Annotated in this window: 15 protein-coding genes; 6 read left to right on the top strand and 9 right to left on the bottom strand. The window is 60.4% G+C overall.

Annotation, left to right across the window (positions count from 1 at the left end; translation table 11 throughout):
- Window positions 1–9: 9 nt before the first annotated feature.
- A complete protein-coding gene (locus RM192_RS10745) occupies window positions 10–705 on the bottom strand; it encodes a transglutaminase family protein (RefSeq protein WP_311507538.1) in 696 nt (231 codons plus the stop codon).
- 201 nt (window positions 706–906) lie between these two features.
- Window positions 907–3,147, bottom strand: a complete 2,241-nt coding sequence (locus RM192_RS10750) for a TonB-dependent receptor (protein ID WP_311507539.1) — start codon at window positions 3,145–3,147, stop codon at window positions 907–909.
- 276 nt (window positions 3,148–3,423) lie between these two features.
- Between RM192_RS10750 and RM192_RS10755 the strand changes: the two genes are divergently transcribed.
- On the top strand, window positions 3,424–4,059 hold the full coding sequence (locus tag RM192_RS10755; protein WP_311507541.1) for a TetR/AcrR family transcriptional regulator: 636 nt from the start codon (window positions 3,424–3,426) through the stop codon (window positions 4,057–4,059).
- A 16-nt stretch (window positions 4,060–4,075) separates the two neighbouring features.
- Here RM192_RS10755 and RM192_RS10760 read toward each other — a convergent pair whose 3' ends face one another.
- From RM192_RS10760 to RM192_RS10770, 3 genes are all read right to left on the bottom strand, one after another.
- The gene (locus tag RM192_RS10760) at window positions 4,076–5,158 is read right to left on the bottom strand and encodes a phosphotransferase family protein (protein ID WP_311507542.1); all 1,083 of its coding nucleotides are present in this window, start codon (window positions 5,156–5,158) and stop codon (window positions 4,076–4,078) included.
- A 31-nt stretch (window positions 5,159–5,189) separates the two neighbouring features.
- Window positions 5,190–5,921 (bottom strand): hypothetical protein, encoded by a 732-nt coding sequence (locus tag RM192_RS10765; RefSeq protein WP_311507543.1) that lies wholly within the window; start codon window positions 5,919–5,921, stop codon window positions 5,190–5,192.
- 138 nt (window positions 5,922–6,059) lie between these two features.
- Entirely contained in the window at window positions 6,060–6,893 is an 834-nt protein-coding gene (locus RM192_RS10770; protein WP_311507544.1) for an SDR family oxidoreductase, read from the bottom strand.
- Between the two features lie 277 nt (window positions 6,894–7,170).
- Here RM192_RS10770 and RM192_RS10775 point away from each other — a divergent pair, with 277 nt between their 5' ends.
- The 5 genes from RM192_RS10775 to RM192_RS10795 all read left to right on the top strand — a co-directional run bounded on the left by RM192_RS10775 (window position 7,171) and on the right by RM192_RS10795 (window position 13,292).
- Entirely contained in the window at window positions 7,171–9,327 is a 2,157-nt protein-coding gene (locus tag RM192_RS10775; protein ID WP_311507546.1) for a molybdopterin-dependent oxidoreductase, read from the top strand.
- A 175-nt stretch (window positions 9,328–9,502) separates the two neighbouring features.
- On the top strand, window positions 9,503–10,285 hold the full coding sequence (locus RM192_RS10780) for a TIM barrel protein (protein ID WP_311507547.1): 783 nt from the start codon (window positions 9,503–9,505) through the stop codon (window positions 10,283–10,285).
- A gap of 34 nt (window positions 10,286–10,319) precedes the next feature.
- Window positions 10,320–11,666: a glycoside-pentoside-hexuronide (GPH):cation symporter gene (locus RM192_RS10785; RefSeq protein ID WP_311507548.1), complete on the top strand. Its 1,347-nt coding sequence runs from the start codon at window positions 10,320–10,322 to the stop codon at window positions 11,664–11,666.
- Between the two features lie 182 nt (window positions 11,667–11,848).
- On the top strand, window positions 11,849–12,901 hold the full coding sequence (locus RM192_RS10790) for a TIM barrel protein (protein WP_311507549.1): 1,053 nt from the start codon (window positions 11,849–11,851) through the stop codon (window positions 12,899–12,901).
- Between the two features lie 13 nt (window positions 12,902–12,914).
- A complete protein-coding gene (locus tag RM192_RS10795) occupies window positions 12,915–13,292 on the top strand; it encodes a DUF6379 domain-containing protein (RefSeq protein ID WP_311507550.1) in 378 nt (125 codons plus the stop codon).
- A 72-nt stretch (window positions 13,293–13,364) separates the two neighbouring features.
- On the opposite strand, the gene RM192_RS10800 is transcribed toward RM192_RS10795, so the two are convergent.
- From RM192_RS10800 to RM192_RS10815, 4 genes are all read right to left on the bottom strand, one after another.
- Complete coding sequence (locus RM192_RS10800) at window positions 13,365–14,144, bottom strand: TIM barrel protein (RefSeq protein WP_311507551.1); 780 nt, start codon at window positions 14,142–14,144, stop codon at window positions 13,365–13,367.
- Between the two features lie 3 nt (window positions 14,145–14,147).
- A complete protein-coding gene (locus RM192_RS10805; protein WP_311507552.1) occupies window positions 14,148–15,146 on the bottom strand; it encodes a TIM barrel protein in 999 nt (332 codons plus the stop codon).
- A gap of 15 nt (window positions 15,147–15,161) precedes the next feature.
- Window positions 15,162–15,545, bottom strand: coding sequence for a DUF6379 domain-containing protein (locus tag RM192_RS10810; RefSeq protein WP_311507553.1), 384 nt, complete (start codon window positions 15,543–15,545; stop codon window positions 15,162–15,164).
- Between the two features lie 221 nt (window positions 15,546–15,766).
- Window positions 15,767–16,711 (bottom strand): MBL fold metallo-hydrolase, encoded by a 945-nt coding sequence (locus RM192_RS10815; RefSeq protein WP_409233805.1) that lies wholly within the window; start codon window positions 16,709–16,711, stop codon window positions 15,767–15,769.
- Window positions 16,712–16,749 lie beyond the last annotated feature (38 nt).

The following is a 16,749-nucleotide window of genomic DNA, read 5'->3' on the forward strand; positions in this document are numbered from 1 at the left end:
CTGAACCGTTCAGGAGGCTTTGAATTCCTCTTCGATGTCTTCATCCCAGTCGGAACCGGGCAGTTGCTTCAGCGAGGGATACCGCTGTGTGAGCGTCGCGACGACATAGTCGCGGGGAACTTCATCGAATTCGCCGTGCATGGCGAGATATTCCATATGCCGCTGGCCCGCCAGGTCGAACGGGTGATTGATTGAATCCACGCACCCGTCGAACTCTAGCGGCGCGATCCCGGCGCGGGTGCAAAGCTCCCGATTGAACGCAGGCGTCGCCTTGATCCAACGGCCCTCCAGCCAGACCGACGTATAACCGTGGCAATAGAAAACGTCAGTGCCGAGCATGTCGAGCAGTTTCCTGGTGGCCAGGTGATTGCGCACATCGGCGAGGCCGACGCGGGCGGGTATACCCACAGCCCGGCAACATGCCGCCATCAGCGCCGCCTTGGGGATGCACCAGCCTCGGCCCGATTGCAGCACGCCGCTGGCAGAGAGCCCGGCGATGGACAGGTCGACGGTATATGGATCATACCTGAACCCGTCGCGAACGGCATAGTAGATGGCCACAGCGGCGCCACGATTATCCGCGCAGCCTCCAGCAGCAACCGCCGCGAACTCCTTCACGGCGGGATCTTCGGAATCGATGATAGCGGCAGGTGCCGAACTGGCGGGCGTCGGCGGGCCACCGACTGACACAGGCTGCATGATCATCGCCAAGCAGGATAGCGGCCATTGAAGACATGATCCAGTGCTGGATCGGCTGCCAGTATCGATCGGCGGGGCGGAAGGACGTTCAATCGATCGGCACTTTGCTTGTGGTTCTGGTACACGATGAGCGAAACTCTCGATCTGACAGGATGTCGGTTGCGACCAAAGGTGGGCCTCTGTTCGCAACCGACCAGACAGGCAACGTCAGAAGCTGTAGCCAATCTTTGCCCCGTAAATCCGGGGCGCCCCGGCAAATCCTACCACGGTGCTGCCCAAGGCATTGACCGTGCGGCGATATGACACATCGCCTGCATTGCTGGCATAGGCAGTCAACTGCCATGGACCATTCGAAAGCGTCGCCCGCAGATCAAGCAAACCATACGATGCCTCGCGGGTCAGCGGTATGCCGGTGCCGAAACGAATGTTGCCTTCGCCTGGTTCGTGGAAGAACGTACCGGTCAGAGCGTAATCTGCACGCAGGATCAGCCGCGTGTCGCCGCCGAGTTCCGCTTCCCATTCAGCGCCCATGTTCATGCTGTGCTTCGGCGCACGCACCATCCGGGTCCCGGAAAAGTCCGTCGTCGCGTTGAACGCATAGTTGTCGTATTTCGCGTCAAGGTAACCGTAGGCGATATTGATCCTGAAGTTCCGCGTCGGACGCAGGCCAATTTCAAGGTCGACACCCTTGATCGTGCTCGATGCGGCATTGGTAATCAGTGATACTGGCGCGTTGCCCGCCAGAATGATCCGCGAAACCTGCAGGTTCTTGTAGTCGTACTTGAAGCCAGCAACGTTGAACAAAAACGCACGATCAAGCCATTCGGATTTGAAGCCGACCTCGTAGGCCTTGATGTCTTCAGGCGCGAACAGGACGTCGGCCTGTGCCTTCGAGAATGGCACATACTGGAAGCCGCCGCTTTTGAAACCGGTCGAATAGCTCGCATAGACATTGGCGTCGCCAGACAGCTTGTAGCTGACCACGATGCGCGGATCGAAGCTCTTGTATGTCGCGCTATTGGTCGTGGTGAACGGCGCTGCAATGATTGGCGCGCCGTCGGTCGTTGTCCCGGTTTGCACTGCGCGCTTGCTGTCGTGAGAGTAGCGTCCGCCGAGCGTCACGTCGAGCGCATCGGTCAAATGGATCACCGCCTGCCCGAACACGGCATAGCTTTCGATCTTGTAATCCGAGCTTGCAACGTCGGTAGCCGACGTGCCTGCGGCGGCCCGCACTGCGCTATCGGTCCCCAGCACAAACGTGTCAGCGCGAACGCTGGTATCACGGTAGTAGAATCCGCCCAGAATCCAGTCAATCTTTCCGCCCAGCGACAACGAACCGTCAGGCGCCGACGTCAGCCGCACTTCCTGGGTGAACTGCTGCGATTTCTCGCGGCTGAGTTGGTCGAGTACGCTGAGCGACGATCCTTCGAGATCGCGACCGTCCTTGGTCCTCAGGCGGCGATTGGCCGAAATCGACGTAAGCGTGAACGCTTCACCCTCGTACTCGATACGGCCGATGAGCGAACGGGCGTTGCGGTCAAGGAAAGGGTCGAACGAGAGCGTTCCTTCGCGCAAGTCGCCAGTGTTGACCGTGGGGACGCGGCGGCCGCCCTTGAAGAAAACAACGCCTGGCGCACCGAAAGTGCCCTGATTGAACCCACCAAAACCACTTGCATCACCATCCTCGGTGAACTCTGCGGTGAGATCGATCTTCAGCTGATCGACGGGTGCAAGGGTTACACGGAGACGGCCACCCTTGTTATCGATGCCCTGGAAGGCCTTGCCGGTTGCCACATTGCGGACATAGCCATCGCGCTGGACCGTCCATCCTGCCGCACGGAACATGATCTTGTCGCCCGCAATCGGCCCGGACACCGCGCCGAAAACCTCATAGCCATCAAAATTGCTGACGCCTGCTTCGAAGTTGCCCGTGAATTCCGGCGTCGGTGCCTTGCTGATGACGTTGATCGCACCGCCGATCGTGTTGCGTCCGTACAGAGTGCCTTGCGGGCCACGCAGAACTTCCACCCGCTCGATGTCTTTCATCGTGCCGAACGAACCGCTCGACCTGCCCATGTAGACATCGTCTGAAAACACGCCGACCGAGCTTTCCGAGCCGGGGTCGAACGAGCGGGTGCCAATACCGCGAATATACAGCTGCGGGCGCGTGGCGCCGAAGCTGCCGAAATAGAAGCTGGGCACACGCGGCGCGATGTTCTCAATCGAGACGACGCCCGACCGTTCAATCTGTTCGGCTCCGAAGGCCGAAATGGCAACTGGAATGTCCTGAACTTTTTCCGATCGCCGCTGGGCTGTGACAACGATATCGTACACCGGATCAGAAACAACTTCATCGTCCTGCTGAACCGTTGTCTGCGCCATGGCAGTGCCTGAGGTGGCGGTGAGCATAACGAACGCGATTGCGCCAAAGTGATTGATTTTGAGCACTGATCTCTCTCCCCAAAGCCACGCAATGACGCTTGCAGCGCATGTCATGGCGTACTTTTGCTTTTCCCAGCCTGATGGGGCTGTGCAGACTATCCGCATTTTGCGGCATAATCGATAAACTAGTGTTCTATAATTTGGGAGAGGTCAAACAAAATAATCCATCTGGACGGTTTTATGTCTGGCTTGTGTCTCGGTGTCAGCCCATTGACAAGATGTGGAAATTGCCTGACCGCACACAGCTATTGCCAGACATCCCAGTTCGAAGGGCTAAGTCCAGTGACCGCGCCAAAGCCCGCAAAATCTGCCGGCAAACATTCCTCAACACGGCGAAGTCAACAGCAACGTAATGATGAGATGCGCGCCCTGCTGGCCAAGGCGGCGTATGACGAGATTGCTGAAAAGGGCCACAGCAACTTTCGCACCGCTCCCGTCTTTGCTCGGGCGGGTGTCTCGAAAGGTGGTATGCAACATTACTTTCCCACCAAGAACTCGCTGACCCTCGCGGCTGTGGAATATGCTTTTGATCAAGCCAATCTTATGTCCGCTGAATTTATGCAGCGGCCCGTCCAGAGCGCCCGGGATGTCCTGAATAATCTTCTGGACGATCTTGAAGAATACTTCGGCCACAATCGGTTTTTGGTGTCGCTCGACATAACTCTTCATGCGGCCAAGTCTGAAACGCTGGCTTCGGAAATTCGCCGACGGATATCAGACGCACGCACGCCGATATACCGCCGATGGGCAGAGCAGTTTGAACAATTCGGCTATTCCGCAGTGAATGCCCGGTTTCTCGTCGAAACAGCGACTCTGCTGGCCTCGGGGGCGGCGATCCGGAAACTTTGGACTCCGCTCGATCCAGCCATAAAGCAAAAATGGATCACCATGATACTCGAGCAGCAATTGTCGGCCTGACCTGCAGCTCTGCGGCTCAACGGGCGTTCATCGTCGTCACCATGGCAAAATAATCATCAAGGCGGTCGTCGTGAACCACACCGATCATCTCGGCAAGCAGGGTCGCCGCCGGATTGTAGAGGCCAACCTGGTTATCAGCCGCGAGCGCCCCCGATTGGATGAGCATCCCGCCCGTGCGTGCCATCACTAGCGCCATCCGCAGTGCCGCCAACACTTCGTAATACGGCAGGTCTTCCATAGCCCGCCCCAGTTCGCGTTCGAAGTGGGCGATCTGCTCATAACGGTTTGGCATCCCATCCGGCAGCGTATTGCCAGCGGCGAGCATACGGTCGACGAGAAACCACCAGCCAAGATCGATTTCCGCAGGACCGATCGAGGCTGCCTCGAAATCGAGCGCGGCTGTGACCGATCCGTCCGGCCCGAACAGAAAGTTGCCTGGATTGGAATCGCCCCACAACAGTTCGGCGTTGGCATTTGCGGGTTGCTTGTTCCGCAGGTAGGCTATTCCGGCATCGATGATAGGATTTCCTTGCGGGCAAACCATGTGTCGCCAGGCGGCGATCCAGCCCAGATAATGATCGAGGCCAAGCGTGCCATAAGCAGGCTCCATCAAGAAGCGGCCACCGGCCTGCCAGTCGATACGGTTGATCTTCGCCATGACCGCCAGCGCGTCGTTCCAGGCGTGTGCTCTTTGCGAAGGGGCCAGTTCGATCAGCGGCCCCTCAACATGATAACTGGGATACTGCGGCAGAGATACACCAGCGCAAGCGCGCATGACCAGAAACGGCGAGCCGAGTATCGAAAGGTCGGTCGACCACCCCAGCACCGTCGGCACGGGCACGTCAGACGTTCCCAGCACCTTCATCATCTGCGCCTGGCGCTCCATCGATGAATTCAGAAACATGTGACGGCCAATCCGCTCGATCCTCACGACGATGTCTGCAAGGCCGGTATCGGAAGCGATTTCAAGAAGCAGGGTATCAGCCGAAAACCCGGTTTTGGGCTGCTTGACGCCCACGACCTCACAATCTGCCCCGACAGCCCCGGTTGCCCCAAGCCAGTTGCAGAACGCCGTGTAGTCTTGTGCGATGCCGACCAATGCTTATTCCCTTTGTGTCAATGAGTTACAGTTACGCTCTATCGAACAGGACCCGCTCCTCGGCACTGATGAATGAGAGCATCTCACCAGGGCGGGAAAACTTCTGCTCATCGGGGCGGACGATCCGGGCGTATTGATCCGAGCCGTAGACCTTCAGAAAATCGCCGATGTCGGCAAAACCCATGTCCGAGCACATCGGCACGAACCGGGCCGCGGCCAGCCAGTCTATGTCCGGAACATGAGGGTCAGGCCTGCCATGGAACTGGGTGTACCGCGTCAACGGCTCCCACACTTTCGGAGCGGTCTGGGCCACTCGGGGATGCTCTTCCCGGTAATAGGCCTGAGCAACATCCAACGGAACGCCCACTGCCACATCGCCGCCGGCCAGGAATTTGACGGCAGAACCAGCTTCCGGCTTGATCGGAAAGGCCTGCGCCAGCCAGAGCACGCCTGCCGCGCCGTCAATCACCGGCAGGGCGAGGTCCCGCAGCACTGGATTGCTGCGCAGCATTTCAAGGCACGAGACGGCGCTTGCGGCATCGTCAAACCAGAGTTCGAGCAAGCCATCGAAAGCCGGCGGAAAAACATCGCGCAAGGCGTCGCTGATCGATTCCGGTGCAGCATTGACGAGCGCCCTGATCGCGTGGCCGTTCGCGGCCACCGCTTCGCCGATGGCCGGTGCGACCTTGTCCAGCCATGCCTCCTGAAACGATGCGCCGGATATGTCACCGCGCTTGCGCAGCAGTACTGTTGCTCTCCACATCACGATTGCCCTCTTGGCCCGGGTTGAAGGATCATACCGATCGGCTGTCTGGGCTTTGCCCGAAGCCCTGAATAGTTTCACCACAGTAAGGCATGCGATCCCGAACCTTCCTGACAACGCCCATGATCTGCGCGGTCATCAATCGCCCATCGCATCGGTGTAATCGGGATAAGCGAGCTTGCCGGTTGCGCCCCCATCTACCGGTATGGAGGCGCCGGTGATAAAGCTGCTGCGATCCGAAAGCAGAAACAGCGCTGCCTCCGCCGCCTCGGCATAATTGCCGACCCGCCCGGCCATCGTCGTGGCGGCAATAGCGCGATCGAGCAATCCGTGATCGAAGGTGTCAGGTAATGTCGATACGTCGCCTGCCTGCGGCCGGACCGTGCCCACCTGCAGATTATTGCAACGAACGCCATGGCGGGCGTAGTCGTTGGCGACCTGTCTGCCGAGGGCTTCCAAAGCCGCCTTGCACATCGCATAGGCCCCCATCAGCGGTATTGCACGAGCTGCGGCAATCGCCGAAATGTTGACAATCGCCCCTCTGCCCTGTGCCATCATATGCGGCAGAACAGCTCTGCAACACAGCAGTGCCCCCATGACACCAACGTTCATCGCATCGGCAAATGCACTTGCGGGAAGTTCGTGGACAAGCCCCAGGCCGAACGCGTCTCCCGATGGTCCTGCATTGTTGACCAGAAGCGTTGGCGGCCCGAATTGGCGTGCCGCCTGTGCAACCAGTTCTGTCACCGCCACTTCATCGGTTACGTCGGTTTGCAGGAACGCAGCCACACCGCCAGACCCCGTCAATGCCTCTTGCGCCGCGAGGCCGGTTTTGGCGTTGCGACCGGAAATCATCACCGCTGCGCCGCTTGCTGCAAGTCGCGTTGCTATGGCAAAGCCGATACCGGAACTGCCGCCCGTCACAATTGCTACGCGACCGGTAAGGCTGTCTGCACCCTCTCCCTGCCTCATGTTGACCTCTCCTCGCGCCACTCCATGCAGCGCAGCCGTCCCGTTCTATGCCAAGGAACAGTGCCTACCGGTGTCCGCCGTTAAGCAACCGGGTAACCTGCCCCTCGCTAGGTTGGAGTAACCGCACTTCCAAACCAGTGCCCATCGACTGGATCCAGAACTGCCCGCCAGACGGCCCACCGTTCCCGACGTTCTTGCGGAAGATTGTCCCCACTGTCGTCCGGTAGGAACGACCTGTTCCCCTTCCATGCATGATCGCCGAAACTGGGAGGCCCCTATGCGCGAAGTCCGTTCCTTTTGCCGGTTCTGCATGGTCTTTTGCGGCACTCAGGTCACGCTGGACGAAAACGATCATGTCGTGGGTGTGCGTGGTGACCGCGATGACCCGATGAATCAGGGTTACAGCTGTATCAAGGGGTTGGAGGCAGCGGGCGCGTACTACGCGCCGGACCGTCTGCTTCATCCGCTCAAGCGTCAGCCCGATGGCAGCTTCGTGCAAATCCCTCTCGAACAGGCGCTCGATGAGATAGCCGCAAAAATGGGCGAGATCATCGAACGCGATGGGCCCGAAGCCATTGCCGCATTCAGGGGTGCCGGGGCCATGCTGAACGCCTCGGCCATGGCGATGGCGCCGGCCTTCCTATCCGCAATGGGATCGCACAAGAATTTCACGACTCTGACCATCGACCAGTCTGCTCACATGATCGCAGCCGGGCGCATCGGCATGTGGTCTGCACCGCGCCACCCGCTGCATGACAGCGATGTACGGATGATGTTCGGCACCAACCCGCTCGTGGCGCTGACCTGCACCGATTTTGACATGTCCAACCCGACAAAGGCCATGAAAAGAGCCCGCGCGCGCGGGCTCAAGCTGATCGTGATCGATCCGCGCCGCACCGAAACCGCGAAGTTCGCCGACGTCTTCCTGCAGCCCTATCCGGGTGAGGATGTGACGATCGCCGCCGGCATGCTGCAAATCATTCTGGCTGAAGGCTGGCAGGATCATGCTTTCTGCGCGGCGCATGTCGCCGACCTTGATGCGCTGCGCGAGGCCGTCGCACCATTCACGCCGGAATATGTGGCGCGCCGCGCAGGCATCGATGCAGCCGATCTGCACCGTGCCACCGCGATGTTTGCCCGCGATTGCAAGCGTGGCGGGGCGTTGGCCGGAACCGGTGTGTGCATGGCACCGCACTCGAACCTCGCCGATCATCTGGTCGAAACGATAAACGTGGTGTGCGGACGGTTTCAGCGCGCAGGCGAGCGTGTGGTCAACCCTGGGGTGCTGCGCGCACGCCAGACCCGGCGCGCGCAAGTCGCGCAGATCGGACGGTCGTGGGAACAGGGCTTCAAGAGCAGGATCGGCAATTACGGAACCCTGTGGGGCGAAATGATGAGCGGCATCCTGGCCGATGAGATACTGGCTCCCGGTGCCGGCCAGGTCCGCGCGCTGATCTCGCACGGCTCCAACCTGGCCAATATCATGCCCGATCAGCACAAGACGATCCGCGCGCTCGAGTCGTTGGAACTTCTGGTCAATATCGATCCTTACATGACCGAGACGTCCAAGTTGGCTCATTACATCTTGCCGACGCTGATGGGCTACGAGCGCGCCGATCTCACCATGTACATGTATGAAAGCCTCTATACGCAGCCCTATGCCCGCTACACTCCCGCCATCGCGGCACCGCCGACCGGATCAGACTTGCCGGAGGACTGGCATATCTATTGGGGACTTGCGCAAAGACTGAGGCTGAACCTCGAATTCGACGGTGTTCAGCTCGACATGAGCGGTTCTATGGACACCGACAGCCTGCTTGCCATCGTCGCACGCCATGCGCCTGTTCCGTTCGAGACGATGAAATCCTACGAGCTGGGCCACATCTTCGACAGTGATCCGCAATTTGTCGAAGAAGCAGACCCCGCCTGCACGGATCGCTTCACCGTAGCCACTGCCGATGTCGTGATCGAACTTGCGCAAGTCCATGCCGAAACCACGCAGCCGGGGGCTTGGGCGAGCAACGGCGAAAGCTTCACCCACAAGCTGACATCGCGGCGGCTGCGCGAAGTGCAGAACAGCTCGCATCGCAACGTGCCCGCGTTGCGCAAGCGCATGCCCTACAACCAAGCCTACCTGCATCCGGACGAAATCGCTGCCATGGGCATTTCGGCAGGCGACAAGATCATGATCACATCGGACGCAGGCAGTATCCCGGCTATCGTCGCTGCCGAGCCCGACCTTCGGCGCGGGGTCGTTTCCATGAGCCACGGCTGGGGCGCGCTGCCGCAGGACACCGTCTATGAACGTGACGGAGCGAATACCGGCCTGTTGATCAGCACCGACCGCGATCTTGACCCGATTAACGCCATGCCGCGCATGACTGCCATTCCGGTAAGGCTCGAGCCATACCCCCTTGCTGTCGCAGCGGAGTAATTCCACGCAGCCGAACCAGCCCATCCTGCTCTGTACCAACCCCCAATCCAGATTGGGTCTTGACCCCTCAACAAATTAATGAGAACTTTGATTCTAATAAAGTAGCGACAACACGTCGCCAGGCAAACGGACCTTGTCACAAGGTCGTCGTGGGGCCGCCGATTGGGAGATCGACGTGCCGGTTACGCTTGCGAAAAATGCGCTATCCTCATGTATCGAATGGCAATTCGCCGAAGCGGGCGATCTTGCCGCGCGTATCCGCGCCGCGAAGGCTGCAGGTATCCACGCCGCCGAATTCCATCTCTGGCGTGACAAGCCAATGGGAGCAATTGCCGAAGCACTCGCCGAAACCGGCATCGGGCTGACCGGCATCTGCGTTGATCCCCGTCGCTCGATCGTCGATCCGGCAGAGCGTGCCGAGATGATCGCCGCCGTGCGCGAGACGATCGCCGCAACCGCCTGCCTCGGCAAGCCTGCGCTGATCGTGGCGTCCGGCTTCCGCGTCGAGGGCATGAGCGACGAGGACCACTTCGCCAACGCCGTCGCCGCGCTTAAGGAAGCCGCCGCGCTTGCCGAAGACGTTGGCGTGATGCTCCTGCTGGAGCCGCTCAATACCCGTCTGTTTGCCTCGATGTATCTGGTCAGCACGACGCTCGGGCTCGATCTGGTCGAAGCCGTCGGCAGCCCAAACCTGCGCCTGCTTTACGACGTCTGGCATAGCGCCGTGATGGGCGAGGATATCGCGCAAGTGCTGGCAGGACGGATGCATCTGGTTGCGCATGTCCAGGTGGCGGACATGGATGACCGCCATGAGCCGGGCACAGGAACCATCGATTGGGCGCACGTCACCAAAACGCTCGAAGACCTTGGATATCAGGGCGCCATCGGAATGGAATACTTCCCGACGCTGCCCATGCCGCAATCGCTGCAGTTGACCCGCGAAACGCTGGGCCTCTGACGCATGGACTCCGCTGCATTCCGGGAGAGGGATCGTGGCTCAAGACCGACTGACCGTTATCGAACGCCTGAGCTATGGCATGGGCGACATGGGCACCAGCCTCGCCTACAACATGGCAAGCGGGTTCCTGCTGTTTTACTACACCAACATCGTCGGGCTCCCGGCGGCAGGCGTGGGGACGGTGTTCCTCGTCGCCCGCCTCCTGGATGCCGTGATCGATGTCTGCGTCGGCATCGCGGTAGACAAGACGCGCACCGTTAGAGGGCGCACGCGGCCCTATTTCCTCTACACCGCCCTGCCCTACGCCTTGGTCACCATCGCGCTGTTCCATGTGCCTGCGTGGAGCCAGGGCGCGCAGCTTGCCTATGCCTTCGTAACGTTCAAGGCGCTGGGCATTCTGATGTCACTGCAAGCAATTCCGTTCACAGCGCTCATGCCGATGATGACACGCAACCCGGACGAACGCCTGAAGCTGTCTGGCATGCGCTCGGTCGGTACGTCGATCTCTGTCGTACTCGGCACGGCTGCTACCTTGCCGCTGGTCGGCCTGTTCGGTGGTGACAATCAGCAACGCGGGTTCCAGTCTGTCGCCATCCTGTTTGCCGCTATCGGGTTTGGCTGCACGGTCGCGCTCTACCGCAATTGCAAGGAGCGGTACGAAGACAGCGCCCCGCGCAATTTCGCGATCATGCCCGCCGTGCGCGAAATGCTGCGCAACAAGGCCTGGCTAGTCGTCTTCGCATCCTGCCTGCTCTATTTCATCCGCTTTGGCGCGATGATGTCGTCCACCGCCTATTTCGCCATAGAGGTGTTGCGCAAGCCGTGGATGATTTCGGTCATGCTTCCGGCGGTATCGGGCATGCTGCTGCTGTCATCCTTCGTCGGTCCGCCAATCCTCGCCCGCACCGGCCTGCGCAAGGGCTGTGCTTACGTGTTGGCCGTTGGCGCGCTGCTGTTCGCGGCACTCCCACTGGCCGAAGATAATGTGCCGCTGTTCCTGACGCTCTATATCGCCGCCTGCCTGGCAACCTCGATCACGATCACCGCCGCCTTTGCGATGATTGCCGCAACGGTCGATTACCATGAATGGAAGTACGGCGCTCGCCGCGAAGGCCTGCTCTCCGCCGGGATCAGTTTGTCAACCAAGCTCGGCATGGCACTGGGCACGGCAGGGTTCGCCTTCCTGCTCGGCGCGGTTGGATATGCACCAGACAACGTCAGCGACACCGCGCGGGAGGCGATCCGCTGGGCCTACTATGGCAGCGCCGTCGTTCTGTTGGCTTTGCAGACGATTGTCGTTCTGCTTTGGCCGATGGACGGTCTCGAAGAAACCATTCGAAATGACATGTCCGCGCGCCAGCCCGGGCCTGCCAAGGCTTGACGCGGATATCAATTTATAAGAATATAAATTCCAATCAGGGCACAAGACCCCAGGAGAGAGCGCTGATACGCGCTTGGCGCATTAGCTGCCACCGGCCCCTCTCCGCCATCAAACTCGGCGAATTTCCAGCAGAAACGATGGCCTGCGACCGGCCGCCCCCACCCACCGTGAAGAGGTGTCCTGTGACCAGCACGATCAAGCGAGGCGTCAGCCTCTATTCCTACCAAAATGAGACCTATCAGGGCAAAATGACCCTTGAGGACTGCATTCGCACCAGTGCCGAACTGGCCGCGAACGGCATCGAGATCATCGGCGAGCAGACCTTCTGGGGCTGGCCTGAATGCGGCGTGGCGCAGGCCGATGTCGACGAATGGCACCGGCTGATCGCCAAGTATGATTGCACCGCCGTCAGCCACGATTTCATGCTCGACTACAAGCGCTACAAGGGCCGTGAAATGCCCTTCGCCGAACAAGTCGCCAGCGTGAAGAACGATATCGACTTCGGCGCGCGGCTCGGCATGAAGTTCATCCGTGCGCTCGTCTCGATTGCGCCCGAGGTGCTTGTGGCCGCCGCGCCTTATGCCGAGGAAAAGGACATCAAGATCCTGATCGAAGTGCACGCCCCGCTGCATTTCGACCATCCGTGGATCATCCGCCACGCCGAAGCCTTTGAAAAATCAGGCTCAGATGCGCTGGGCTTCCTGCCCGACATGGGCATGTTCCTCTTCGCTTTCCCGCCGGTGTGGAAGGAAAAGTTCATGCGCATCGGCGTGCCCAAAAACATCGCCGACTACATCGAGAAGGCCTATGAGGACCGTGTCCTTTCGGAATACGTGATCCTGAACGTGCAGGAGATGGGCGGCACCGGCCCGGCCATCGGCATGGCCGAAACCATGCGCCACAATGCCGCGTTCGAGCCGAAGCGCATGCTCGATTTCATGCACCGCATCCACAACGTCCACGGCAAATTCTACCAGATGAACGAGGACTACGTGGAGCCTTCGATCCCTTACGACCAGATCGTGAAGGTGCTGCAGCAGGGCGGCTACAAGGGCTACATCTGCTCGGAATACGAAGGCAATCGCTGGGTCGAGGATTTCCAGGAGCCGGATTCGGTCGAGCAGGTTCGCCGCCAGCAAGTCATGCTCGCCCGCCTGCTCGGTGAAGCGCAGGACCCCGCCATCAAGACCGACCCGCAGGCAGGCGCCCGCGCTGCTGCCGCGATCGCGGCATAAGGAGACCCATCCCATGATGGACAACAAGATGATCGTCGAAGGCAGCCTCGAAACGGTTGAAGGGGGTTTCTCCTTCCTCGGCCGCCTGCCCTATTATCGCGGCCTCGGCCTTTCCATGATCGAGGACATTCAAGTCAGCGTCGATGGCGAACAGCTCCCGCGCGAAACCATCCGCTTCTCCGTGCGCGGCAAAACCTATACGCTGGATGAAATGGAAACGGTCTACGACGACCGCTGGAACTTTGGCGAGAAAGCCAGGATCATCGCGCTGAACGGCGGCCTGCCCGCCGGTGGCACACACAAGATCACGTTCGCTGTGCGGATGCGCGTTTCCTACCTGCCCTTCGTGCCGACCACGAAGGACACCAAGGAATTGTCGCTGGCCGCCTGAACCGGCGCGTTCGGCGATAAAAAAGGGGCGACGCAATCATCTTGCGCCGCCCCTTTTTCATGTCCGCTCAGTTCAGCCCTTCGCGCACAAGCCCTTGATATAGGCAAGTGCCTCGCCCGTCGGCTGCCGCGTCGGGCTGCATTCCACGCCAATCGTTCCGGTGTAGCCAAGCCGCTCGAACATCGCGAGCCGCGCAGGCCAGTCAATCGCGCCTGAGCCCGGCTCACCCCGGCCTGGCGCATCGGCGATCTGCACGTGATCCACCAGATGTATCACGCCCGGAAGCACGGCCTCCGGGTCTTCGCCCTCGACGATGGAGTGGTACAGATCGTAGAGCAGCCGCACGCGTGGGCTTTTGACCAATTTAGCCACTTTGGCGCTGTCCTCGGTCATCGCGAACAGAACGCCGGGGTGATCGACGCGGGTATTAACTGCTTCGAGGATCAGCGTGAGGTCGTGCTGCTCGGCAATCGGTACCACGCTCGCCACGGCGTCGGCCACGATCTGCAGCTGCACAGCACGTTTCATGTAAGGCACTGCCGGGCCTGACGCGATGACCACGCGCTTGCACCCCAAAGCGACGGCGTTCTCTGCGCTTTGCCGCACGTTGGCGCGAAACTCGTCATGGGTCTGCGGATCGACAATACGTGTGCGGGGATCGTTGACCATGCTCCACAAGGTCACGCCGTTTGAATCTAGCGCGGCACGCACCGAGGCGACATCGCGCCCTGCCATGGTGAATGTCTCGACCTTGGAAAACCCCGCAGCCGCAGCTGCTGCAATGCGGTCTTCCAGCCGCTCTCCCGCTTCGTGGAACCCGTATTCCAGGTTGACCGAAAGCTCGAAAGCCATGGTTCAATTACCCCAGATGCGGCGGGCCATCGCCTGATGCCGGCGGACCTGCTCGAAGGCGTCGCGGGTGTCGTAGGCATGGCCCTCCCACTCGCTGACCATGGTGCCTGTGAAGCCCCCATCCTTGAACAGCGGGAGGATCGTGTCGTAGTCGATCGCTTCCTCGACCAGATCCTCGCTCACGCCGTAGAATTTGCCATGAATGTGGATCGTGCGGTCAACCAACGCGGCCCAGCTCTTGGGATCGTGGTTCGACAGGATGAAGAACGCCAGACACGCGGCCTGAATGTGCAGGGGCGCATGACCGTGCGCCATGCCCCACTCGCGCAGGCGTCCGGCTTTCTCGTGGCTCATCCCGCCTTCGAGCCAGACCTCTTTCAGCTTGTCGAGAAGGTCTTCAGACGCCCCCTTGGCACGCGCGGCATCAAGCATCGATTCCGGAATGCGACTTGCGGTGCCGCCGAAATCGGGAATCCAACCGAGGTATGGCGTATCCAGCTTGTCATACATCTCGCCATAGGCCTGTACCGCAGGGTGCCCCGCCCACATCGGTGCGTGCACTTCCACGCCCATGCGGATGTCCAGTTCCTCGGCATAGGGCGCGATTTCGGGCAGGAGGTGCACGGGCAGCGCGAACTGGTAGCGCACTAGCGAAAAGCCCATCTTCTTGGCCGAGCGCAGCTGGCGCTTGTGATATTCGACCAGTGCGGCATCCTCGATCGGCTGCTGGCCGGGCTTGAGGAAGCGGTCGGAATTGATTGCGCACGACACCGGGTTCAGGCCGTTGGCGGCGATCAGTTCCTTGAACTTCTCTGCATATTCGTCCGAAACGTCGGGGAATTCCTTGAACTGCTGGAAACCGATGATCTCGATGTTCGGACCAAGTCCGCGCTTGGCGACCTCTGCCAGGAGCGTGTCGACCTCGAACTGGCGGGTAAGCCATTCGTTAGTGAAGGAATAGAGCGTGACGCCGGTCTGCGGGCCGGTTGCATTGGTAGCCATGATGCGTGTCCTCTCTCAGGCAGCGACGGTCAGCGTGGACGTCTGCGGATTGGTCCGCTTCATACCGGGAATGTAGGGCGGGCTGACGAACAGGTTCAGCGAAACCTCTAGGTCCGACCCGGTCGCAGCGCTCTGCGACGGCAGCACGAGGAAAGCCGAATCGCGGACGAACCAGAAAGTGTCGACCTTCTCGCCGTTTTCAGCGAGCGGCCAAGTCTGCCCGTCATATTCGATCAGCGCGTCGGACAAGTCCACGGCAGCACCATCGATCGCCAGGCTCGCCACTTCCACCACCGAGAACGGCAACGAGCGATACCACGGCAGGCGTATGGCCAGCTTCAGGCCATCGGCGCTCTGCGCCAGCCCCTCTTCCCCGATAACCCGCTCTACCGGCAACATTCGCGTGTCTCCCACACCAGATTATAAATAGAGCGATAATTCTAATATAGGGAGCAGGCAAGGTCAAGTGGCGTCTCGCCCAGCCCTGGGGAAACGCGGATGGCATTTTGACGAGTAGCGGATGGGGCGCAGACAATTCACTGATCTCCGCGCTAACGCGCGGAAGCCGATTTCAAATGGAGGCAGGCGCGCCGACTGCGTTCGGTCAGGCGCTCAAGGCATCACTCCGGGCGTGCGGGCACCGGGTAGATGATGAAGTCGACAAGAACCATCGGCTTGTCGGGCACACTCAGGTCCGCTTCCAGGCCTTTTCGCAATTCAGCGATGCTTCGCGCCGGCAGTTCGAGGACGTGCTCGCCCGGATGAGTCGCCGCCTCGTGCGGATAGTCATGCCCCGGAACCCGCGACATCTCGATATGCGCGCCAAGTGCAGCACGAATGGGGTGGCGCGCCGCAAAGGCCGCCAGACGATCGACGCTGGCGCGGTTGTCACCAAGGAAATTGACCGGCACATACAGACGTCCGGGATAGAGCGTGTCGCCCGAGAGCAGGATTTTCAGCCGGGGATCATAGACCATGATTGCCGCCGCCTGATGTCCCGGCGTGGGCAGGATAGTGAGCGCCCGCCCGCCGAGGTCGAACCGTCCGATCTCGGTTGGCCATTTGCCGATGCCGAAGAAACTGGCGACGTCGGCAGGCTTCAGCCCGACGACCGTCGTGCCGGGGCGGTCACGGAACATCGCATCGCCCGCAATATGATCGCCGTGGCTGTGGCTGTGCGCGACCACGAGCGGAATGTCGCTGCGCTTGTGGACCACCAGCCAATCACTGATCAGCTTGTCCACGACCGGCCTGATCCTGCCGCCCTCGGCGCCCGTGTCGATCAACAGAACCTTGTCACGACCGAACAGCAGATAAAGAAACGGCGCTTCGAAGTTGGTCTGGACGGACTGGCGAATGACGAAGGTGTCGGCGTCAAGCGCCTGAACTTGCGCGGCAGGCTCGGCGCCATTGGTGCCATCGATCCAGCGTTCGGCGAACAGCTTCGGCATGTCGAAGCTTTTGGCAGAGACCGTGGGGATACCAGCGACGCAACCAGCGAGCACGAGCGCGGCACCCAGTCTGGCAACCCGCGTCGTCCATTCCTTTCGCGCCGCAACTATCATCGCCCTTGTCCCCTCACCCGCAAAGCAAAAGCGGCAGG

Source organism: Novosphingobium sp. MMS21-SN21R, assembly GCF_031846015.1.
In the GTDB taxonomy this organism is placed as follows: Bacteria; Pseudomonadota; Alphaproteobacteria; order Sphingomonadales; family Sphingomonadaceae; genus Novosphingobium.

Excerpts from the sequence above, each read along its gene's own strand:
- RM192_RS10770 (WP_311507544.1), bottom strand. The coding sequence starts at position 6,893 with ATGAGGCAGGGAGAGGGTGCAGACAGCCTTACCGGTCGCGTAGCAATT.
- RM192_RS10815 (WP_409233805.1), bottom strand. The coding sequence starts at position 16,711 with ATGATAGTTGCGGCGCGAAAGGAATGGACGACGCGGGTTGCCAGACTG.
- RM192_RS10795 (WP_311507550.1), top strand. The coding sequence starts at position 12,915 with ATGATGGACAACAAGATGATCGTCGAAGGCAGCCTCGAAACGGTTGAA.
- RM192_RS10765 (WP_311507543.1), bottom strand. The coding sequence starts at position 5,921 with ATGTGGAGAGCAACAGTACTGCTGCGCAAGCGCGGTGACATATCCGGC.
- RM192_RS10775 (WP_311507546.1), top strand. The coding sequence starts at position 7,171 with ATGCGCGAAGTCCGTTCCTTTTGCCGGTTCTGCATGGTCTTTTGCGGC.
- RM192_RS10745 (WP_311507538.1), bottom strand. The coding sequence starts at position 705 with ATGATCATGCAGCCTGTGTCAGTCGGTGGCCCGCCGACGCCCGCCAGT.
- RM192_RS10800 (WP_311507551.1), bottom strand. The coding sequence starts at position 14,144 with ATGGCTTTCGAGCTTTCGGTCAACCTGGAATACGGGTTCCACGAAGCG.
- RM192_RS10810 (WP_311507553.1), bottom strand. The coding sequence starts at position 15,545 with ATGTTGCCGGTAGAGCGGGTTATCGGGGAAGAGGGGCTGGCGCAGAGC.
- RM192_RS10805 (WP_311507552.1), bottom strand. The coding sequence starts at position 15,146 with ATGGCTACCAATGCAACCGGCCCGCAGACCGGCGTCACGCTCTATTCC.